Genomic DNA, 20,974 nt, shown 5'->3' with positions numbered 1-20,974 from the left:
ACGCGGCTTCAGGGCCGTGTGCTACGCGTTTCCGCGACGAACGTCTCCAATCGACGCAGCGCTTCGCCCGAAGTGATCGCCCCGCGCGCGCGCTCGACGCCGTCAGCGATCGACGTCGCCACGCCAGCCACGTACAGCGCCGCGCCCGCATTGAGGCTCACGATGTCCTGGGCAAGACCCGGCGTGCCGTCGAGCGCCTGGCGCAAGAGCGCCTTCGATTCGTCGGCGTTCTCGACGCGTAGATTGCGGCTGGCCGCCATTGCGATGCCGAAATCCTCGGGATGGATCTCGTACTCGCGCACCTCGCCGTCGCGCAGCTCGCCCACCAGCGTGCCGGCGCCGAGCGAGATTTCATCCATGCCGTCGCGGCCCCAGACCACAAGCGCGCGCTGCGCGCCGAGTTCGCGCAGCACGCGGACCTGGATACCGACGAGGTCGGGGTGGAACACGCCCATCAGGATGTTCGGAGCGCCGGCCGGATTGGTCAGCGGCCCGAGGATGTTGAAGATCGTCCGCACGCCCATTTCGCGGCGCACCGGCGCGACCGCCTGCATCGCCGGGTGATGCACCGGCGCGAACATGAAACCGATGCCGGTCGCGGCAATGCAACGCGCGACATCGGCCGGCTGCAGATCGATGCGCGCGCCGAGGGCTTCGAGCACATCCGCGCTGCCGGACTTCGACGACACGCTGCGGTTGCCGTGCTTGGCCACCTTCGCCCCGGCCGCGGCCACGACGAACATGCTCGCCGTCGAGATGTTGAAGGTGTGCGCGCCATCACCGCCGGTACCGACGATGTCCACCAGATGCGCGCGATCCGCGTCTGCGACCGGCACCGGCAGCGCGAACTCGCGCATCACCTGCGCCGCGCCGGCGATCTCGTCGACCGTTTCCTTCTTGACCCGCAGGCCGGAGAGGATGGCCGCGGTCATCAGCGGCGACACCTCGCCACGCATGATCTGGCGCATCAGCTCGACCATCTCGTCGCGGAAGATCTCGCGGTGCTCGATGGTGCGTTGCAGGGCTTCGTTGGGGGTGATGGGCATGGGGAACTCGTGATTCGTGATGACCGGACGTTCGTCCGTCGAAAGCCGTGATTCGTGATTCGTGATTCGTAAAAAAACGTGCGGTCATGCTCGCGCAAGCGGGTATGACGGGCATCCGGACGCCGGTCGCTTCACCTCTCCAGAAAATTCTTCAGCAGCGCATGCCCATGCTCGGTCAGGATCGACTCGGGATGGAACTGCACGCCTTCGACCGGATGCGTGCGATGGCGCAGCCCCATGATCTCCTCGCGGCTGCCGTCGTCGTGCTCGGTCCACGCGGTGACTTCGAGGCATGCCGGCAGCGATGACTGCTCGACCACCAGCGAGTGGTAGCGCGTGGCCTCGTACCCGTCCGGCAGACCGGCGAACACGCCGCGGCCTGCGTGGCGGATCGCCGAGGTCTTGCCGTGCATGATCCGCTGCGCCCGGATGACCTTGCCGCCGTAGGCCTGGCCGATGCCCTGGTGCCCGAGGCACACGCCGAGGATCGGCGTCGTCGCGCCGAGACGCTCGATGACCTCCAGCGACACGCCCGCCTCGTTCGGCGTGCACGGACCCGGCGAGATCACGATGCGCTCGGGTGCGAGCTTCTGGATCTCGTCGACCGTCAGCGCATCGTTGCGCTCCACCCGCACCTCGGCGCCCAGCGTCTGGAGGTACTGCACGAGGTTCCAGGTGAAGCTGTCGTAGTTGTCGAGCATCAACAGCATGGGGCGGTTCCGGCTGATCGGGCATTCAAAGAGGGATCGGCGCGTCGCATCACAAGCCCTTCGCCGCCTGCGCGACCGCGCGGAACAATGCGCGGCCCTTGTTCATGGTCTCGGCCCATTCCATGTCCGGATCCGAGTCGTAGACGATGCCGGCGCCGGCCTGCACGTAGAGGCGGCCGTCCTGGATCACCGCAGTGCGGATCGCGATCGCGGTGTCGGCGTCGCCGTGCCAGCCGATGTAACCGACCGCGCCCGAGTAGACATTGCGCTTCACCGGTTCGAGGCTGCGGATGATCTCCAGCGCGCGCACCTTGGGCGCGCCGCTGACGGTGCCGGCCGGGAACGTCGCGCGCAGGACGTCGGCGTAGCTCAGGCCGTCCTTCAGCCGACCGGTCACTTCGCTGACGATGTGCATGACGTGGCTGTAGCGCTCGATGACGAAGCGCTCGCCCAGTTCGACCGTGCCCGGCGCCGACACGTGGCCCACGTCATTGCGGCCCAGGTCGATCAGCATCAGGTGCTCGGCGCGCTCCTTGGGATCGGCGAGGAGCTCGGCTTCCAGCGCCTGGTCCTGGGCCGGCGTCGCGCCCCGCGGCCGCGTGCCGGCGATCGGGCGCACGGTGACCTCGCCATCCTTAAGGCGCACGAGGATTTCCGGCGAGGAGCCGACGACCTGGGTGCCGCCGACATCGAGGAAATACATGTAGGGCGACGGGTTCAAGGCGCGCAGTGCGCGATAGACGTCGACCGGTCGCGCATTGAACGGCACCGACATGCGCTGCGACAGCACGACCTGGAAAGCGTCGCCGGCGGCGATGAATTCCTTCGTCTTCGCGACCGCGTCGATGAAGCCCTCGCGGGTGAAGCCGGACACGAAATCCGATTCGTCGAGCGCAGCCGGTTGCAGCGTTTCCGGATACCCGGCACCGCCCTGGCGCAGGCGATGCGTCAGTGCATCCAGACGGCGGTTCGCGCGCAGCCAGGCCTGCGGTTCGCGCGTGTCGGCGTGGACCACGAGATACAGCCGGCCCTTGAGGTTGTCGAACACCGCCACCTCGGTGCTCAGCATCAGCAGGATGTCGGGCGTGCCGAGTTCGTCGCGCACGTCGGCGCGCTGGGCGTCGCGCAGACGCGGTTCGATGTACTCGATGCATTCGAAGCCGAACCAGCCGACGAGGCCGCCGGTGAAGTCCGGCAGGCCGTCGATCTGCGGCACCGAATGCGCGGTGCGCAGGCGCTCGACTTCGGCGAATGGATCGTCGACCTGGCGCGTTTCGATGATTTCGCCATGCTCGCGCACCGTCAGCGTGTGGCCGTGGAACGCGTACACGCGCTCGGCCGGCAGACCGATGATCGAGTACCGGCCGAAGCGCTCGCCGCCTTCCACTGATTCGAACAGATAGGTATGCGGGCCGTCGGCGAGCTTGAGATAGACCGAGAGCGGCGTGTCGAGATCGCTCAGGACCTCGCGGACCACGGGAACGTGGGTGTGGCCGTCAGCGGCGTAGTGCTGGAACTCGGTCTGCGTGATCACGCGGCATTTCCTGGTCAGTCGGACGAACGGGGGCAACGGAGGCGGTACGCCACCATCGCCAGCCGGCGTCGGGCAAACGGAAATGCGGGAGTGCGGACGCGTGCATGGCGGCTACTGTAGCGGCTCGGCCGGAAACGCGCGACAGCCTCAGGCCGTGGCGGCGCGCCGGGACCCGACGAGCAGCGGGCAGTCCTGCGGCAGGTGCAGCCGCAGACGTCCGGGCACGCAGGTGATCGCAAACCGGCGCGCGCGCGCGGGCTCGCCATCGAGATTGAGCACCAGCGGCGTGTCCGACTCGACGACGAGCTCGGTCAGCTGCGCGCGCACGGCGACCTGGTCCAGCGCGGCGACCTTGCCCTCGGTCAGCGCGGTGCGCAACGTGTTGACCAGCTCGCCTTCGAGTTCGGGAACGATGGTGACGTCGATCAGGCCGTCGTCGATGCAGGCATCGGGACACAGCGCCTGCCCGCCGCCGGCCTGACGGCCGTTGCCGATGCCCAATGCGATGAAATCGCCAGCCCACGCGAAATCCGGCCCGGTGATCCGCGCCTGTAGCGGCTCGATGCGGCCGAGGCGCGACAGGCCGGTGATGAAGTACGCGAGTCCGCCGAGTACTTTCTTCAGTCCGGCATGCGTCTCCACGGTCACCTGCGTGCCGAAGCCACCGGAACCGAGATTCGCGCACCAGTGCACACCCTCCCCGGTTTCGATGCGCAGCACGTCGACCGGCACGGCCGGCCTGTCGAGCGCCAGGGCCAACGCATTTTCCGGCAATTCGGGAAGTTCGGCAGCAGTCGCGAAATCGTTGGCGGTGCCGAGCGGCAGCAGCGCCAGCGACGGCAGGTCATTCGCATCGGCGGACTGCGCGGCGAGCACCGAGACCACGGCATTGAGCGTGCCGTCGCCGCCGGCCGCGATGATCGTGTCCACCGACTCCACCAGCGCCTCGGCGACGTATCGCTCGGCGTCGCCGGCTTCCCAGGTCACCCGGACATCGATATGGACCCCGCGCGCACGGATGGCCGCGACCGCGTTGCGCACGGCCTCGTCGTCCGCGGATTTGCCATTGAGGATCAGGCGCCAAAGCGGTGCAGGCATGCGGGCGGTCGTGCGGGTGGTGGAGGTGGCGCGGAGCGTAGCGGATGCCCGACGCGCCGCCGTTAATCGGTCCTCACGCGTGTCATCAGCCGGTCATCGAACGCCCGGAGCATGGAAGGCCATAGCAGGGACGACGGGCGGAGGCAGGATCAGCCTCCAAAACAAAATGCATCTTCCGCGCAGCGGAGGATGCCGAGGCCCCTCTCCCGCATGCGCGGGAGAGGGGGGAACCGTCCACAGCGCGGACGGTGGGGTGAGGGCGGGTAAGGGCGAATGCCCGGTAATTCCCGGATGCTCGAACACCGGACGAACGTGCAGCGCTCAGACCAGCGGCCGATCCGCCACCAGCACACCATCCGAATCCGCGGCCAGCCAGTCGCCGGGCCGGATCGTCATGCCGCCGAAGGTCACCGACACATCGCGCACGCCCTGCCCGCGCTTCTCGGTCTTCAGCGGCACCGTGCCCAGTGCCTTGACGCCGAGATCGAGCTGGCCGATCGCGACGCTGTCGCGGATCGCGCCATGCACCAGCACCCCGGCCCAGCCGTTGGCGACCGCCTGTTCGGCCAGCAGGTCGCCGAGCATCGAACGGCGCGTGGCGCCGCCGCCATCGATCACCAGCACGCGGCCCGCGCCAGGCTCTGCAACAGCCTCGCGCACGCGCGAATTGTCCTCCAGCGCGAGCACCGTGCTGACGATGCCGGCGAACGCGATACGCCCACCAAAATCGCGCAGCGGCAGATCGAGCACGCGCACCGCATCCGGGTGCGCGTCGCAGAGATCGCAGGTGACGATGCCCGTGCTCACGCGCGCAGTGAGGTCGCGCGTGCGATCTCGGCGCGCATCGCCTCGACCACCGCGCGGTAGTCCGGCTTGCCGAAGATCGCCGAACCGGCGACGAAGGTGTCGGCGCCCGCCGCGGCGATCTCGCCGATGTTGTCCGGCTTCACGCCACCGTCGATCTCGAGCCGGATCGGCTTGCCGGTCGCGTCGATGCGCGCGCGCACCTGACGCAGCTTGTCGAGCGTCGACGGAATGAAGGCCTGGCCGCCGAAGCCGGGATTGACCGACATCAACAGCACCATGTCGAGATCCTCCAGCACGTAGTCGAGGACATCGAGCGGCGTCGCCGGATTGAGCACGAGACCGGCCTGGCACCCTTCGGCCTTGATCAGCTGGATCGTGCGGTGCACGTGGCGGCTGGCCTCGGGATGGAAGCTGATCAGCGACGCGCCGGCCTTGGCGAAGTCGGGCACGATGCGGTCCACCGGCTCGACCATCAGGTGGACGTCGATCGGCGCGGTCACGCCGTGCTTGCGCAGCGCCTCGCAGATCATCGGGCCGATCGTCAGGTTCGGCACGTAATGGTTGTCCATCACGTCGAAATGCACCCAGTCGGTGCCGGCGGCGAGCACGTTGTCGACCTCCTCGCCGAGACGGGCGAAGTTCGCGGACAGGATCGAAGGCGCGATGACGGCGGGCTGCATGGGCGATTCCAGATCGTGAAGTGGGCGCGGACTGACGGCCGCAGCGCGACATTCTAAGGCGTGGAACCCGCGGCAGCCCCGCACCCCCCACGGTCCTTCCGGCGAGATCCCTGAACTTCATAGCCGCATTCATTCATTTATCTGATGCGTGGATGCATCCCCCGTCACGCTTGCCTGCGTATCTCTCTCGCGCGGCCGTCCCCCGGCGACCGTGCCCCGCACCGCGCCGACAGAGTTCGGCCGGCAAAAACAAGAATGGAGAGCTACCCCATGAAGATGATCCACGCCGCATCCGCCAGCATCGCGCTGCTCGCCGCCAGCACCGGCGCCGCATTTGCCCAGTCCACCGACGACACCTGGACCGGCGGCTACGTCGGTCTGTACGGCGGTGTCGTGGACAGCCCCGAAGACAACAGCGACGACCGCTTCATCTTCGATACCAATCTCGACCGCGTGTACGGTGACACCGTGCGCACCGGCGCCGGCGCCGACGCGTTCTCGCCCGGCTCCTGCAACGGCGCGGCCCAGGGCGCGACGCCTGCGGCAGGCTGCACCAAGAACCGCGGCGGCGCCGATTACGGCGTGCGCGGTGGTTACGACTGGCAGATGGGCAGCTGGGTCTTCGGTGTCGTCGGCGAGTACGGCGCGAACGACGTCCGCGATGCCGTGAGCTCGTTCAGCACCACGCCCGCCTATTACACGATGTTCCGCAAGGTCGACCGCATCGCCGCCCTGCGTCTGCGTTCGGGCTACGCCTTCGGCGCCGACTCGGCGAACCTGGTCTACCTGACCGGCGGCATGGCGCATGCCAAGATCGACAACGAGTTCACCACCAGCAACGGCGCCAATTCGTTCACCAGCAACGGCGACACCTCCGGCTTCGGCTGGCAGGCCGGCGTGGGTTACGAGCGCAAGCTCGGCCAGAACGTGTCGGTCGGCCTGGAATACCTGTTCACGAGCCTGGAAGCCGACGACCAGCGCGTGCGCACGGGTCCGGGCACCGCGCCTGCGAGCAACCCCTTCCTGATCGTCAACCCGGCCGGCACCGACATGCGCCGCAGCGACAAGGACTTCGACTACGGCGCCGCGCGCGCCACGGTCAACTGGCGCTTCTGATCCATCGCGACAGCGTCACCGAGTCATGAGGGAGCCGGCGCAAGCCGGCTTCTTTTTTTTGCGTCTGTAGCGGATGGAGCACAGCGAAGCCCATCGCTTCTGCGCACCACGGACTGCGCGTGCGACTGGATGAGGCATGCCATGCCGTGTGTTCTGTCGTCCGCCCGGAACCCCACGCTGCGCGCGCGCAGCATTACTCCGCGAACTGCTGTCGCGGGCGGCGGGATGGCAACGATGGGTCAGCTACGCTCTACCCATCCTGCGATCGGTCGGCTCGCGCGAAGCTGCGGACGGAGAAGACGCGCGACGCGTCAGCGGCGCGTCTTGCGGCCGTCGCGGCCGCGACGCAGGCGGTCGTAGGCGGCATTGAGTTCGGCGGCGCGCGCTTCGGCCTGGGCGCGCAGTTCCGGCGCTGCGCCTGCGACGCGATCGGGGTGGTACTGGGAAATCAGTTTGCGATAGGCCTGGTCGATCTCTTCGCGGCTCGCGTCCGGACCCAGACCGAACACCTGGTGATCCTTGTAGCGACGCGGCGCGAGCCAGCCGGCATCGAAAGCATGGCCGATGACGGCGCCGATCACGCCGCCGGCCGGGTGGCGCAGCAGCAGCCATCCGGCGATGAAGCCCAGCAGTTTTCCGTACCAGCGTTGCATGGCCGACAGTGTAGCCGGCCACCGTGATGCCAGCGGTTGCGGCTCACTGCAAGGCGCTGCGGTTCGCACTACACTTGCCGGCCGCTTGCGATCCACCCGGAATGTCAACCGTGTCGACGACCCTGCTCGAAGCGAACCTCCCCGGCCTTCACCTGCGTCACCGCGGCAAGGTCCGCGACGTGTTCGAACTCGGCGACGAGCGCCTGCTGATCGTCGCGACCGACCGCCTGAGCGCATTCGACGTGGTGCTGCCGGATCCGATTCCCGGCAAGGGCGAGATGCTCTGCCAGATCAGCAATTTCTGGTTCGAACAGACCGCGGCGCTGATGCCCAACCACCTGACCGGCATCGATGTCGACAGCGTGCTGCCCGAGGGCGTCGACCCGGCGCTGTATGCGAAGCGCGCGGTGGTGACGAAGAAGCTCAAGCCGGTGCCGGTCGAGGCGATCGCGCGTGGCTATCTGATCGGCAGCGGCTGGAAGGATTACCAGCGCACCGGGCGCGTCAGCGGCATCGCCCTGCCCGACGGCCTGCGCCAGGCCGAGCGCCTGCCCCAGCCGATCTTCACCCCGTCGACCAAGGCCGCCGTCGGCGACCATGACGAGAACATCGATTTCGACACGATGGTCCGCCTCATCGGCGCCGACCTCGCCGAGCAGGTGCGCGAAGCCACGCTACGCCTGTACACGTTCGCGGCCGCCTATGCCGCCGAGCGCGGCATCATCCTCGCCGACACCAAATTCGAGTTCGGTACTGATGCCGACGGCCGTCTCTATGTCATGGACGAGGTGCTGACCCCGGATTCGTCGCGCTACTGGCCGGCCGATGCGTATGAAGTGGGCACCAGCCCTCCGAGCTACGACAAGCAGATCGTCCGCGACTATCTGGAAACCACGGACTGGGACAAGACCGCGCCCGGCCCCAAGTTGCCGGCCGAAGTCATCGAACGCACCCGCGCGCGCTACGCCGAAGCGCTGCAGAAGCTGGCCGACATCTCGATCGACTGAAGGCTGCGTCCCGCGCGCCGGATTGCCGGTATTCTCGAACGTCGACACGAATCGACCCGGGGAGGGCGGATGAACGCCACACACGACGACGCGCAGACGCGTCCGATCGACCGCTGGTTCGCCAGCTATTCGGCCGACCATCGAAACGACACCAACCAGTGGATCCACGTGTTCGCCGTTCCGGCGATCCTGTGGAGCGTGATCGCGTTGTTGTGGTGCATTCCCGGCGGCACGATCTTCAAGCCCGGCATCTGGGCGGCGCTGGCGATGTTCGCCGCGTGGCGGTTCTACCAGCGCGCGTCGCCGCGACTGGGATTCGGCATGTTCGCGGTGTTCCTGCTGCTGGCGGCGTTGACCTGGGCGCTGCATCAGGCGCTGGGCACGCGCGGACTGCTGACGGCCGCCATCGCGGTGTTCGTCGTGGCCTGGATCGCACAGTTCGTCGGCCACAAGGTCGAAGGCCAGAAACCGAGCTTCCTGACGGATCTGACGTATCTGCTGATCGGTCCGGCCTGGGTACTGGCGAAGCTGTATCGCAGGCTCGGCTGGCGTTACTGAGCGTCGACCTTCCCCGGCTGCGCGGGAAGCAGCGCCGGTGACGTGAGATGCTTGCGCGCCCGTCTCCGGTGCCCGCCGTGTCGCCCCGCGATCTCGTTCTCGTTCTCCTCGTCTGCATCGCCTGGGCGCTGAACTTCCTCGTCTCGGCCAATGCGCTGCGCGAGATTCCGCCATTCCTGTTTACCGCCGTGCGCTTCGCGATGCTGGCGCTGCCGCTGGTGTGGCTGCTGCGGCCACCAGCCCCGGGGCAATGGCCGCGGCTGATCGCGGTGTGCCTGTGCATCGGCGTGCTGCATTTCGGCCTGAGCTTCCTCGCGCTGCGGCTGTCGAGCGACCTGTCGTCGCCGGCCATCGTCATGCAGAGCTACATCCCGATGACGGCGCTGCTCGCCTGGCTGGTGCTGGGTGAGCGCTTCGCCTGGCGCACGGGCCTGGCGATCGGCGTGAGCTTCTGCGGCGTGCTGGTACTGGGCTTCGATCCGGTGGTGCTGGCCAACCCGACCGCGCTGCTGACGATGCTGGCGTCGGCAGCGATGCTGGCGATCGGCACGGTGTTGATGAAACCGCTGCGCAAGGTCGACGTGTGGAACATGCAGGGCTGGACCGCGGTAATCAGCGTGCTGCCGTTGCTGGCGATCAGCCTGCTGTTCGAACCTGGCGGTCTCGCGCAACTGGGCAACGCCGGTTGGGCCGGCTGGGGCGGCGCGGCCTATGCGGCGTTCGTGTCCTCGCTGCTCGGCCACGGCCTGTACTACGTGCTGATGCAGCGCTATCCGGTCGCGATGGTCACGCCGTGGCTGCTGCTGGTGCCGGTGCTGGCGATCGGGCTGGGCGTCGCGTTCTGGGGCGACCGGCCGGGCCCACGCCTGTGGATCGGCGGCGCGATGGTCCTCGGCGGCGTGCTGGTGATCGCGCTGCGCGCCCTGCAGAAATCGCGCAAGCTGGTCGAGGAGCCGATGGCGGGACCGTAATCCGATCCGCGCGCGAACGCGCGCGTCAGGCGACGCCGAACATCGCGGGATCTGGGCGGAACGCCCGCGGCGCATAGCCGAACGCCTCGCGTGCAGGTGCGGCGTCGAACACCAGATCCTCGCGCATGCGCGCCACCGCGCCGGATGGCAGACCCTGCAGGCGGCCGGCGCGATGCGCCGCCCACAGCGCCGCATCGAACAGCGCGCCCGGCACCACCAGCAGGCGCGGCGCGGGCCGCAGACAGGTCAGCGTGCGGGCGACCATCGTGCGGTAGTCGAGGGTCTCGCCGCCCGGCAATGCGAAGGCATGCCCGTGCGCGGCGGGCGCGTCGAGCGCGGCCTGCGCCGCCGCGGCGAGATCGTCGACATGCACCGGCTGGCGTCTGCCGCGCGCATCCATGGGCAGCACGAACACGCCGGCGCGACGCGCCAGCGCGACGATCAGGCTGAGGTTGCGATCGCGCCCGCTGCCGTAGACCAGCGTCGGCCGAAGCAGGGTCGCCGTCGCGCCACGCGCGCCGGCCGCCGCGAACACACGCTCGCCCGACGTGCGCAGGCGCGTGGCCAGCTCACGTTCGGCCGGGTCCCGGGCCGACTGCTTGGTCGCGTCGCTGGTCGACCCGAACGCGACGATGCGCGGGCACGCGATCGCGGACCCGGCGTACCACAGCGAAAACCGGTCCAGCGGCCCGCAACTGAAGATCGCGTCGACCCGGGCCGGCAGGGTGCCCGGCATCGCATCGAATGCGCCCGTATGCCACCGCAGTCGCCCGACATCGGCGCGGTCGACGCGCGAGAGCGCGTCGACCGACCAGCCCGCATTGAGCAGCCGCGCCAGCAGGGCGGCACCGATCGCGCCGCTGGCACCGAAGACCAGTGCATGACGCGGGCGGGCGGGCGGAACGGCAGGCGTCGACGTCATGGGACATAGCATATCGGGCCGCGACCACCCGCCGTCGACAGGCATCGGTTAGACTGTTCGGCCCTTGCGTGACCCGCCGGCCGACTGGCCGACCTGCCTCCACAAGGAGCCCGATGCTCGAACTTCTATTGGCCCTGCCCTTCGTGCTGGCGCTGGTCATTGCGCTGTCGCGCAATGCCTCCCGTCGCAGCATTGCCGTGCTCGCCGGCCTGGCCCCCCTGCTCGGACTGGGCATCCTCGCGCTGCTGGCAGGCAGCGTCTTCGACGGCGAAATCGCGCGGGCGAGTTATGCCTGGATTCCCGAGGCCGGGCTCGATTTCAGCCTGCGTATCGACGGACTGGCCTGGACGTTCGGCCTGCTGGTGCTCGGAATCGGCGGCCTGGTGGTGCTGTACGGCCACTACTACCTGTCGGCGAAGGACAGCCCGCGGCGGTTCTTCACCTATCTGATGCTCTTCATGGGCGCGATGGTCGGCATGGTCACTGCCGGCAACCTGTTGCTGCTCGCGATCTTCTGGGAGCTGACTTCGATCAGCTCGTTCCTGCTGATCGGCTTCTGGTCGCATCGCCAGGACGCCCGCCAGGGCGCGCGCATGGCGCTGACGATCACCGGCATGGGCGGCCTGGCGCTGCTCGGCGGCGTGCTGCTGATCGGCCGCATCGTCGGCAGCTACGACCTCGACGTGGTGCTGGCCTCCGGCGACCTGATCCGCGCCAGCCATCTGTATCCGTGGGCGCTGGCGCTGGTGCTGCTCGGCATCTTCACCAAGAGCGCGCAGTTCCCGTTCCACTTCTGGCTGCCGCACGCGATGGCCGCGCCGACGCCGGTGTCAGCCTATCTGCACTCGGCGACGATGGTGAAGGCCGGCGTGTTCCTGCTGGCGCGCCTGCATCCGGCGCTCGCCGGCACGGATCTCTTCTTCTACGTGGTCACCAGCGTCGGCGCGACGACCCTGCTGGTCGGCGCCTGGTTCGCGATCTTCCAGCACGACCTCAAGGGCCTGCTGGCGTACTCGACGATCTCCCACCTCGGCCTGATCACGCTGCTGTTCGGCATCTCGACCGAGATGGCGGTGGTCGCGGGTCTGTTCCACATCCTCAACCACGCGACGTTCAAGGCCTCGCTGTTCATGGCCGCCGGCATCATCGACCACGAGTGCGGGACGCGCGACATGCGGCGGCTGGGCAATCTCAGACGCTACATGCCGATGACCAGCGCGCTGGCAATCGTCGCGTCGCTGGCGATGGCCGGCATCCCGCTGCTCAACGGCTTCCTGTCGAAGGAAATGTTCTTTGCCGAAGCACTGGAGATCGGTGGCCACGGCACGATGCGGGTGATCCTCAGCATCGCCGCGCTGCTGGCGGGCATCTTCGGCATCGCCTACAGCCTGCGCTTCGTGCACGACACCTTCTTCGGCAACGGCCCGCGCGCGCTCGACGTGGTGCCGCACGAGCCGCCGCGCTGGATGCGCATTCCGGTCGGCGTACTGGCGATCCTGTGCGTGATCGTCGGCATGATCCCGGCGCTGACCATCGGCCCGCTGCTGCACACGATGGTCCGCGGCACGCTGGGCGATGCCGCGCCGGAATTCAGCCTGTCGGTCTGGCACGGCTTCAACCTGCCGCTGATGATGAGCATCGCCAGCCTGGTGCTCGGCGTGGCGCTGTACTTCGGCCTGCGCCGGCTGCTGGATTTCCACGCGGTGGTCACCCGCTCGATCGGGCGCAACGCCTTCCATGTCAACGTCGAGGCGTTGTTCGCGCTGGCCCGCCGGTTCACCGCGCGCGTCGCCAACGGCAGCCTGCAGCGCAGCCTGTTCCTGATGATCGCGGTCGGCGTGGTGCTGGCCGGCGTCCCGATGCTGGGCCGCACCCTGCCCCTGCTGATGGGTCTGGGCGCGCCGCAACCGCTGCCGGTGATCGGCTGGGTGCTGTGGGGACTGTTGATCGCCGCGACCGTCGGCACCGTGGTCGTCCACGCCAAGCGCCTGACCGCACTGGTCGTCATCGGCGCGGTCGGTTTGGCGGTCAGCCTGGTGTTCGTCTATCTCTCGGCGCCGGATCTGGCGCTGACCCAGCTGCTGGTCGAGATGGTGACCATCGCGCTGATGATGATGGCGCTGAACTATCTGCCCAAGCAGTCCAAGGTCTCGCATCGGCCGCTGCGCCGGGCGCGTGATCTCGCGCTCGCGGTCGTCGCCGGCGGCGGCCTGGCGGTGCTGGCCTACGCGATGATGATGTCGCCGGCCGACACGATCTCCAGCGAGCTGCTGGTGCGTGCGCTGCCCGAAGCCTACGGCCGCAACGTGGTCAACGTGACCCTGGTCGACTTCCGCGGCTTCGATACCTTCGGCGAGATCGCCGTGTTCGGCGTCGCTGCGCTGGTGGTGCATGCCCTGCTGCGCTGGTCGCGCCTGGAGCCGGACGAGATCATGCCCGGCCCGCCCGTGCACCTGCCGATCGCCACCGACCTGACCCAGTTGCTGTTCCCGCTGGCACTGACGGTCTCGATCTACCTGTTCCTGCGCGGTCACAACGCGCCGGGCGGCGGCTTCATCGCCGGCCTGGTGTTCGCGGTGCCGGTGCTGGTGATGTACGTGCTGCAGGGCGCGCGCGTGGTCGAGGCCACGTTCGGCTTCGACTACCTGCGCGGCATCGCGATCGGCCTGCTGCTGGCAGTGCTGGGCGGCGTGGGCTCGTGGTGGTTCGGGTTGCCGTACATGACCAGTGGCCACCTCGATCTGGAACTGCCGCTGATCGGCATGCTGCCGCTGGCCAGCGCGCTGGTCTTCGATACCGGCGTCTATTTCGTGGTGTTCTCCGGCACGCTGCTGATGCTCGCCACGCTGGGTACGGTCAAACATCGCCAGGCCCAGCAGGAGGTGCACTGATGGAATTCGCAATCGCCACCGCCATCGGCGTGCTGGCCGCGTCGGGTCTGTACCTGATGCTGCGTGCACGCACCTTCGATGTGATCCTCGGCCTGACCCTGCTGTCGTATGCGACCAACCTGATGATCTTTGCCGCCGGCCGACCGGTCGTCGGCAAGCCGCCGGTGCTGCGCGACGGCGTCGAGCATACGCTCGCCAACTACGCCGACCCGCTGCCCCAGGCGCTGGTGCTGACCGCCATCGTGATCGCGTTCGCGATGACCGCGGTCGCGGTCGTGGTGGCGATGCGCGAGCACGCAGACCTGCACACCGACCACGTCGACGGTGAGGAACCCGACGAGCAGCAGCAGGGAGGCGCGCGATGAACCATCTGCCCGTGCTTCCCGTCCTGGTGCCCATTGTCACCGGCGCGTTGCTCCTGCTGCTCGAGCGCCGCCATCGCACCTCGGTGCTGCGGACCTGGGCGTGGATCGGCATGCTCGCGCTGCTGGCGGTCAATGTCGCGCTGCTGGTGCAGGTGCAACGCGAGGACATGCTCGTCTACCTGCTCGGCGACTGGCCGGCGCGCCTCGGCATCACGCTGGTGGCCGACCGCCTGTCGACGCTGATGGTGCTCACCACCACGCTGCTGGCGATTCCCTGTCTGCTGTACGCGTGCGCGGGCTGGGACAAGCGTGCGCTGCATTTCCATGCCCTGTTCCAGATGCAGCTGGCCGGTCTCAACGGCGCGTTCCTGACCGGCGACCTGTTCAACCTGTTCGTGTTCTTCGAAGTGATGCTGATCGCGTCCTACGGCCTGCTGCTCAGCGGCGCGCGTGGTGCACGGATCAAGGCCGGCATGCATTACGTGGTGTTCAACATCGCGGCTTCGGTGGTGTTCCTGCTCGCACTCGGCCTGCTCTACGGCATGCTCGGCACGCTCAACATGACCGAGATGGCGGCACGCATCGCAGTCGCGCCGCCGGAGCGGACGATGCTGATCCACGCCGGCGCCGGGCTCCTGCTGCTGGTGTTCTGCGCCAAGGCTGCGCTGCTGCCGCTGTACCTGTGGCTGCCCGAGGCCTATGCGCGCGCGCCCGCCGCGGTCGCGGCGCTGTTCACGGTGATGACCAAGGTCGGTCTGTACGCGATCCTGCGCGTCTACACGCTGATGTTCGGCGAGGCCGCGGGGCCTCTGGCGAACATCGCCTGGGACTGGCTGCTGCCCGCCGGCGCGGCGACGGTCGTCCTCGCCGCGCTCGGCGTCATCGGCGCACCGCGGCTGCGCATCGGCGTGGCTTATCTGGTGCTGCTGTCGGCCGGCACGCTGTTCGTGGCGTTCTCGCTGGGCAATGCCGGTGCGATCTCGGCAGGTCTCTATTACCTGGCGCACAGCGTGTTTGTCAGCGCCGCGTTGTTCCTGCTGGCCGACATCATCCAGCGCCATCGCGGCAGCAACGGCGACTATCTGATGCCGATCGCCTCGATGCCGAACAAGACGCTGCCGGCAGCGCTGTTCCTGATCGCCGCGGTATCGATCGCAGGCCTGCCGCCGCTGTCGGGCTTCATCGGCAAGCTGCAGCTGCTCAACTCGGTGCCCGAGGCCCAGATGGGCTGGATCTGGACCGTGATCCTGGGCAGCAGCCTGATGACGATCATCGGCCTGTCGCGCAGCGGCACGCGGCTGTTCTGGCGGGTCGATCCCGCGCCCGACACCACGCCCGGCCCGCCATTGCGGCGCTCGGAAATCGCCGCCACGGTGATCCTGTTGGGGTACGGCGTGGCGATGACGCTGTTCGCCGGCCCGGTGCTGCGCTACACCGACGCCGCGGCCGCGCAGGTGCTGGACGTGGACACCTACATCCAGGTGTTGCGTGACACCGCGCCGCTGATCCGGGAGCCCGCACGATGAAGCGTCGCATGCTGCCTTCGATCCCGCAGAGCCTGACGGTCTTCGCGTTCTGGCTGCTGATGGCCCAGGACGTGAGCGCGGGCAACGTGATCCTCGCGCTGCTGCTGGCCTGGTTGATGCCGCTGCTGGCCGCGCGCCTGGAACGCGAGTTCGCGCGCCTGGGCCGGCTGCGCGGGGGCCTGCGCCTGATGGGCGTCGTGCTGCGCGACATCGTGGTCGCCAACGTCACGGTCGCCCGCCAGGTGCTGGGGCCCGAATCGCGACTCAAATCGCAGTTCGTCTGGGTGCCGCTGGACCTGACCAACATCCACGGCATTTCCGCGCTCGCCAGCGTCTGCACGCTGACGCCCGGCACCGTGTCGGCCGAGCTGTCCGAAGACCGGCGGTACCTGCTGCTGCATTGCCTGAGCGTCGACGATCCCGACGCGCTGGTGATGCAGATCAAGACCCGGTACGAAGCGCCGCTGAGGGAGATCTTTCCATGATCGACATCGTCATCGTCGCCGGCATGCATCTGGTCGGCCTCGCCATGATCTTTGCGCTGTGGCGCCTGTTGCGCGGCCCCACCGCACCCGACCGCATCCTCGCGCTGGACACGCTGTACATCAGCGCGATCGCGCAGCTCATCCTGTTCGGCATGCTGCTCGACACCGAGGTGTACTTCGAGGCGGCGCTGATCATCGCGATGCTCGGCTTCGTCGGCACCGTGGTGCTGAGCAAGTACGTCATCCGGAGGGATATCGTCGAATGAGCACCCTCTTCGAGATCGTCGTCGTGACCCTGCTGGTGATCGGCTGTTTCTTCACCCTGCTCGGCGGCGTGGCGATGGTGAAGCTGTCGGACTTCTTCCGTCGCCTGCACGGACCGGCGAAAGCCAGCACGCTGGGCGTGGGCTGCATCCTGTTCGCGTCGATCATCTACCACTGGGTCAACGGCAGCGGCGTGCATCCACGCGAGCTGCTGATCACCGTATTCCTGTTCCTGACCGCACCGATCAGTGCACATCTCATGTCGCGCGCAGCGCTGTCGCTGATGGACGAGCGCCCGCCACATCCCGAGCGCACACCGGATGCGGACGAGCGCATGGTCGATCGCGAGGATCCGGCACCGTCCGACCGCAACTGAAACCGGGCCGCGACACGCGCGACCCGGCGTCAGGCTTCAACCACAACGTTCGACGTAATCGACCTGCGGCGGCACGCCGACGCGCCAGCCGGTCACCGTGCCGCCTGCATCGGTCTCGAACACCAGCGCGGATGTGCCGCCGCCGGTATCGGTCACGCGCAGCGTGTGCGCACCTTCGACGTACTTGTGCGGGGATGCCTCGACCCGGCCTGCATACACCCGCTCGATTTCCGCACGCGCCATGCCGACCTTGCCACCGCCTGGCGCGGTATAGCCGTCGTTGCCGACATCGATACGCGAGAAGCGGTCGCCCTCGATCATGAAGCCGATGTCGTAGCGCGTGGTGCCCACCGGCGGCGGTGTCAGGTAATAGCAGCCGCCCGGTTCGGAGGGCGAGGCGTCGCCGAGATCGTTGCCCCAGGCCATGCGGACCTGCTCGGCGTCGCTGCCGAAAACAGCGGGGCCGAAACCCTGGAAGGTCACCACGCCGTCAACAACCTCGGGCACATTCGTGCCCATCGCAGTGGCCGGCGGCACGTGCGCGTCGGGCTGGTCGCCGACGGGAGCAGGCGCTGCGGGATCGGCCGGCGCGGACGCCGGGGCAACAGGCTCGGCAGGCGGCGTTTCGCCCTGGCAGGCGGCGAGCGCGAGGGACAGCACGGCGATGGCCGGCAAGGCGCGATGGAAATGCATGCGAAAGCTCCTGGACAGTGACCGGGCGAGACTAGCGCGCGCCCGTGAACAGGATGTGGCCCGGGGATCGAGGTGGGCGGCCGTCCCTGTCACGGACGTTTCATCGTGACTTTCCATGCTGCACGCCTGCCGCTGGAAGCCGCTGTCCGTGCCTGCCCGCAAGACCGAACTCGCACATTGCGCGCTGGCCACCCATGGCGCGCCGCTCGACCTGCGGCAGCGCCGCGCGCTGATCCTCTGCGACGGGCAGCGCACGACGCCCGAACTCACGCGGATGCTCGGGCCGGATACGCCCGCGTTGCTGTTGCAGTTGCAGGTGCTGGGCTATCTCGAAGCAGTCGATGCGGCCGGCGCCTCGCCTGCACCCGCGCCTGCTGGCGTCGTCCATGGCGCGCCGCCCTTGCAACACGTCACAGCACGCCGCCGGTCGCTGAGCGCGGCGCGCATCTACGTGCAAAGCATGCTGGAGCTCCAGCGCGCGCCGGCCGCGGTTGAATTGCGCGCGCGCCTGGTCGGCAGCGCAGACGAGGCTGCGACCGTTGCCGCCATCCTCGATGCGATTGCTGGCTTGCCAGCCTTCACCAAGGCCGGATACGCATCACGCGTGCGCGAACGCGTGGCCGAGGTCCTACCGGAGCCGCACCTGCCGGCGCTGGCCGCACTCTCGCTCGAAAGCGCAGACGGCGCGGTGGCCTGACGCCACCGCGCATCGCTCAGCCGCGCGGCGGTACGAAGTTGCGCTGCAACCCCGCCCAGCAATCCTGGTAATCGCCCTGGCGGTGCACGGCATCCAGCGCCTGCCGCGTCGGCCGGATCACTGCGCGCGTCTCGAACATGAAGGCCATCGTGCCGCTGATGACGTCCGGCTTCGACAGATCGGCCGCGCTGGCCTTCTCGAACGTCGCCGCGTCCGGACCGTGTCCACTCATGCAGTTGTGCAGCGAGCACGCGCCGGGCGAGAAACCGTCGGCCTTGGCGTCGTACTGGCCGTGCACCAGGCCCATGAACTCGCTGGCGACGTTGCGGTGGAACCACGGTGGGCGGAACGTGTCCTGCGCGACCAGCCAGCGCGGCGGGAAGATCGCGAAATCCATGTTCGCGGTGCCGGGCGTGTCGCTGGGCGAGGTGAGCACGGTGAAGATGCTCGGATCGGGATGGTCGAAGCTGATCGAGCCGATCGCATTGAAGCGGCGCAGGTCGTATTTGTACGGCGCGTAATTGCCGTGCCAACCGACGACATCGAGTGGCGAGTGATCGATCGGCGCCTGCCACAGGTGGCCCTGGAACTTGGCGATCAGGGTGAAATCGCCTTCGATGTCTTCGTACGCGGCCACGGGCGCGAGGAAATCGCGCGGATTGGCGAGCCCGTTCGCGCCGATCGGGCCGAGATCAGGCAGGCGCATCGCAAGGCCCTGGTTCTCGCAGACGTAGCCGCGGCTCGGGCCATCGGGCAGTTCGACGCGGAAGCGCACACCGCGTGGGATCACTGCGATCTCCTGCGGCTCGACGTCGAGCACGCCGAACTCGGTCGCCAGCACCAGGCGTCCCTGCTGCGGCACGAGCAGCAGCTCGCCGTCGGCGCTGTAGAAAAAGCGATCGGTCATCGACGCGTTCGCCGCATAGACGTGGATGCCCACGCCCTCATGCGCGCCGGGACCACCGGTGCCGGCCATCGAGAACAGACCATCGACGAAATCGACCGGCGTCTCCGGGATCGGCAACGGGCTCCAGCGCATCTGGTCCGGCGGCACCGGGCCGCGATCGAATCCGTCGTGGAAGCGCGGCTGCTGGAACGGCGAGAACGTGCCGTGCATCGCCGCCGGGCGGATGCGGTACAGCCAGCTGCGTCGGTTCTCGCCGCGTGGCGCGGTGAACGCGGTGCCCGACAGCTGCTCTGCATACAGGCCATGCGCGACCCGCTGCGGCGAGTTGCGGCCGATAGGCAAGGTGCCGGGCTCGGCCTCGGTCGCGAATTCGTTGCCGAAACCGGACATGTACTCACGCGGCGCGGGCGCGTGCGCGCCGTTGCGCGGCAACGGAATGACGGTGTCGTCGGTCGATGCGTTCATCACTTCACCCGGGAAAATGTTGTGCCGCGCCTGCCCGCGTGTGCAGGCACCACGGCTGCAGCCCTGCCGCCTGCGTCGCCCCGCGCCTCACGGGCGCGGAATGCGACGCTGCATCGATGTGTCAGAGCACGCCGCGCTTCATCTGGTCGCGTTCGATGCTCTCGAACAGCGCCTGGAAGTTGCCTTCGCCGAAGCCCTCGTTGCCCTTGCGCTGGATGATCTCGAAGAAGATCGGACCGAACGCGTTGGTGGTGAAGATCTGCAGCAGCTTGCGCTGCTTGGTCTCGGGATCGGCGTCGATCAGGATCTTGTTGCGGCGCAGGCGCTCGACGTCCTCGCCATGCTCGGGGATACGCTGGTCGATGACATCGAAGTAGGTTTCCGGCGTATCGAGGAAGGAGATGCCCTTCTCGCGCATCCGTTCGATCGTCGCGTAGATGTCGTCGGTGAAACAGGCGATGTGCTGGATGCCCTCGCCCTTGTACGCATCGAGGTACTCGTTGATCTGCGACTTCGGATCGTTCGACTCGTTGAGCGGAATGCGCACCACGCCGTCCGGCGCGGTCATCGCCTTCGACTTCAGGCCGGTTTTGGCGCCCTTGATGTCGAAGTAGCGGATCTCGCGGAAGTTGAACAGCTTCTCGTAGTAGTCCGACCACTTCTGCATGTTGCCGAAGTAGAGGTTGTGCGTGAGATGGTCGATGAAGGTCAGACCGAACCCGGTCGGGTGCTGGTCGGCGCCGTCGATCGCGACGTAGTCGTCATACATCGAACCCGACGCGCCATAGCGGTCGACCAGATACAGCATGCAATCGCCGATGCCCTTGACCACCGGTGCGTCGACGGCCTTGCTCGATTCGCGCGCACCGATCGCTTCGCCGCCGTTCTCGAGCACCTTGCCGTAGACCTCGTTCGCCGGCTGTTTGAAACGGATCGCGAAGCCACACGCCGACGGTCCGTGCGCTTTGGCGAACTCGGCGGCGAAGGAATCCGGGTCTTCGTTGAGCAGGAAGTTCACGCCACCCTGCCGGTACACGGTGATCGCCCGCGACCGGTGCTTGAGCACCGCGGTGAAGCCCATGTTGCGGAAATAGGCGTGCATGAAATCCGCCTGGCCCGCAGGCGCGGCGAACTCGACGAACTCGAAGCCGTCGATGCCCATCGGGTTCTCGAACGTGGTCACTTCCATGCCGAGATTGGGGG

21 protein-coding genes and 1 pseudogene are annotated in these 20,974 nt (G+C 67.9%); 11 read left to right on the top strand and 11 right to left on the bottom strand.

What is annotated here, in order from left to right; all coding sequences use genetic code 11:
- Nucleotides 1–8: 8 nt before the first annotated feature.
- The 6 genes from trpD to rpe form a co-directional block, all read right to left on the bottom strand.
- A complete protein-coding gene (trpD, locus tag AC3IRM_RS02830) occupies nt 9–1,046 on the bottom strand; it encodes an anthranilate phosphoribosyltransferase (RefSeq protein WP_489204764.1) in 1,038 nt (345 codons plus the stop codon).
- Between the two features lie 131 nt (nt 1,047–1,177).
- Nucleotides 1,178–1,756: an anthranilate synthase component II gene (locus AC3IRM_RS02825; RefSeq protein ID WP_489204763.1), complete on the bottom strand. Its 579-nt coding sequence runs from the start codon at nt 1,754–1,756 to the stop codon at nt 1,178–1,180.
- 49 nt (nt 1,757–1,805) lie between these two features.
- Nucleotides 1,806–3,290, bottom strand: coding sequence for an anthranilate synthase component I (gene trpE, locus AC3IRM_RS02820; RefSeq protein WP_489204762.1), 1,485 nt, complete (start codon nt 3,288–3,290; stop codon nt 1,806–1,808).
- A gap of 147 nt (nt 3,291–3,437) precedes the next feature.
- Nucleotides 3,438–4,388 (bottom strand): lipid kinase YegS, encoded by a 951-nt coding sequence (gene yegS / locus AC3IRM_RS02815; protein ID WP_489204761.1) that lies wholly within the window; start codon nt 4,386–4,388, stop codon nt 3,438–3,440.
- Nucleotides 4,389–4,709: 321 nt separating this feature from the next.
- Nucleotides 4,710–5,195: a ribonuclease E activity regulator RraA gene (gene rraA, locus AC3IRM_RS02810; RefSeq protein WP_489204760.1), complete on the bottom strand. Its 486-nt coding sequence runs from the start codon at nt 5,193–5,195 to the stop codon at nt 4,710–4,712.
- A complete protein-coding gene (gene rpe / locus AC3IRM_RS02805; RefSeq protein ID WP_489204759.1) occupies nt 5,192–5,875 on the bottom strand; it encodes a ribulose-phosphate 3-epimerase in 684 nt (227 codons plus the stop codon). Before rpe ends, rraA begins: the two co-directional genes overlap by 4 nt.
- Before the next feature lie 270 nt (nt 5,876–6,145).
- Between rpe and AC3IRM_RS02800 the strand changes: the two genes are divergently transcribed.
- Entirely contained in the window at nt 6,146–6,991 is an 846-nt protein-coding gene (locus AC3IRM_RS02800; RefSeq protein ID WP_489204758.1) for an outer membrane protein, read from the top strand.
- A gap of 311 nt (nt 6,992–7,302) precedes the next feature.
- Here AC3IRM_RS02800 and AC3IRM_RS02795 read toward each other — a convergent pair whose 3' ends face one another.
- Nucleotides 7,303–7,644 carry a J domain-containing protein gene (locus tag AC3IRM_RS02795; RefSeq protein WP_159677726.1) on the bottom strand — a complete coding sequence of 114 codons (342 nt, stop codon included), beginning with the start codon at nt 7,642–7,644 and terminating at the stop codon, nt 7,303–7,305.
- A gap of 110 nt (nt 7,645–7,754) precedes the next feature.
- On the opposite strand from AC3IRM_RS02795, the gene AC3IRM_RS02790 reads away from it, so the two are divergent.
- From AC3IRM_RS02790 to AC3IRM_RS02780, 3 genes are all read left to right on the top strand, one after another.
- Complete coding sequence (locus tag AC3IRM_RS02790) at nt 7,755–8,651, top strand: phosphoribosylaminoimidazolesuccinocarboxamide synthase (protein WP_489204757.1); 897 nt, start codon at nt 7,755–7,757, stop codon at nt 8,649–8,651.
- 69 nt (nt 8,652–8,720) lie between these two features.
- Nucleotides 8,721–9,209: an Mpo1 family 2-hydroxy fatty acid dioxygenase gene (locus tag AC3IRM_RS02785; protein ID WP_489204756.1), complete on the top strand. Its 489-nt coding sequence runs from the start codon at nt 8,721–8,723 to the stop codon at nt 9,207–9,209.
- Between the two features lie 77 nt (nt 9,210–9,286).
- Complete coding sequence (locus AC3IRM_RS02780; protein ID WP_489204755.1) at nt 9,287–10,180, top strand: DMT family transporter; 894 nt, start codon at nt 9,287–9,289, stop codon at nt 10,178–10,180.
- A gap of 25 nt (nt 10,181–10,205) precedes the next feature.
- Here the strand turns inward: AC3IRM_RS02780 and AC3IRM_RS02775 are convergent, their stop codons facing one another.
- On the bottom strand, nt 10,206–11,102 hold the full coding sequence (locus AC3IRM_RS02775; RefSeq protein WP_489204754.1) for an NAD-dependent epimerase/dehydratase family protein: 897 nt from the start codon (nt 11,100–11,102) through the stop codon (nt 10,206–10,208).
- Nucleotides 11,103–11,215: 113 nt separating this feature from the next.
- Here AC3IRM_RS02775 and AC3IRM_RS02770 point away from each other — a divergent pair.
- The 6 genes and pseudogenes from AC3IRM_RS02770 to AC3IRM_RS02745 form a co-directional block, all read left to right on the top strand.
- Nucleotides 11,216–13,963: pseudogene (locus AC3IRM_RS02770) on the top strand (monovalent cation/H+ antiporter subunit A); the annotation flags it as partial.
- Nucleotides 13,964–13,992: 29 nt separating this feature from the next.
- Nucleotides 13,993–14,358, top strand: coding sequence for a Na+/H+ antiporter subunit C (locus AC3IRM_RS02765; protein WP_489204753.1), 366 nt, complete (start codon nt 13,993–13,995; stop codon nt 14,356–14,358).
- Nucleotides 14,355–15,884, top strand: a complete 1,530-nt coding sequence (locus AC3IRM_RS02760; RefSeq protein WP_489204752.1) for a monovalent cation/H+ antiporter subunit D — start codon at nt 14,355–14,357, stop codon at nt 15,882–15,884. Before AC3IRM_RS02765 ends, AC3IRM_RS02760 begins: the two co-directional genes overlap by 4 nt.
- Entirely contained in the window at nt 15,881–16,369 is a 489-nt protein-coding gene (locus tag AC3IRM_RS02755; protein ID WP_310237111.1) for a Na+/H+ antiporter subunit E, read from the top strand. The genes AC3IRM_RS02760 and AC3IRM_RS02755 overlap by 4 nt, the downstream gene beginning before the upstream one ends.
- Nucleotides 16,366–16,635: a K+/H+ antiporter subunit F gene (locus AC3IRM_RS02750; RefSeq protein ID WP_310152095.1), complete on the top strand. Its 270-nt coding sequence runs from the start codon at nt 16,366–16,368 to the stop codon at nt 16,633–16,635. Before AC3IRM_RS02755 ends, AC3IRM_RS02750 begins: the two co-directional genes overlap by 4 nt.
- Nucleotides 16,632–17,009, top strand: coding sequence for a Na+/H+ antiporter subunit G (locus AC3IRM_RS02745; RefSeq protein ID WP_489204751.1), 378 nt, complete (start codon nt 16,632–16,634; stop codon nt 17,007–17,009). The genes AC3IRM_RS02750 and AC3IRM_RS02745 overlap by 4 nt, the downstream gene beginning before the upstream one ends.
- Before the next feature lie 36 nt (nt 17,010–17,045).
- Here AC3IRM_RS02745 and AC3IRM_RS02740 read toward each other — a convergent pair whose 3' ends face one another.
- Complete coding sequence (locus AC3IRM_RS02740) at nt 17,046–17,702, bottom strand: lectin (RefSeq protein ID WP_489204750.1); 657 nt, start codon at nt 17,700–17,702, stop codon at nt 17,046–17,048.
- A gap of 115 nt (nt 17,703–17,817) precedes the next feature.
- On the opposite strand from AC3IRM_RS02740, the gene AC3IRM_RS02735 reads away from it, so the two are divergent.
- Nucleotides 17,818–18,399, top strand: coding sequence for a hypothetical protein (locus AC3IRM_RS02735; protein WP_489204749.1), 582 nt, complete (start codon nt 17,818–17,820; stop codon nt 18,397–18,399).
- A 16-nt stretch (nt 18,400–18,415) separates the two neighbouring features.
- Here AC3IRM_RS02735 and hmgA read toward each other — a convergent pair whose 3' ends face one another.
- Nucleotides 18,416–19,696, bottom strand: a complete 1,281-nt coding sequence (hmgA, locus tag AC3IRM_RS02730; RefSeq protein WP_489205813.1) for a homogentisate 1,2-dioxygenase — start codon at nt 19,694–19,696, stop codon at nt 18,416–18,418.
- 196 nt (nt 19,697–19,892) lie between these two features.
- Nucleotides 19,893–20,960, bottom strand: coding sequence for a 4-hydroxyphenylpyruvate dioxygenase (gene hppD, locus AC3IRM_RS02725; RefSeq protein WP_489205812.1), 1,068 nt, complete (start codon nt 20,958–20,960; stop codon nt 19,893–19,895).
- Nucleotides 20,961–20,974: the final 14 nt, after the last annotated feature.

The organism is Luteimonas sp. KH_071, from assembly GCF_057838005.1.
This window is presented reverse-complemented; position numbering and strand designations above follow the sequence as displayed.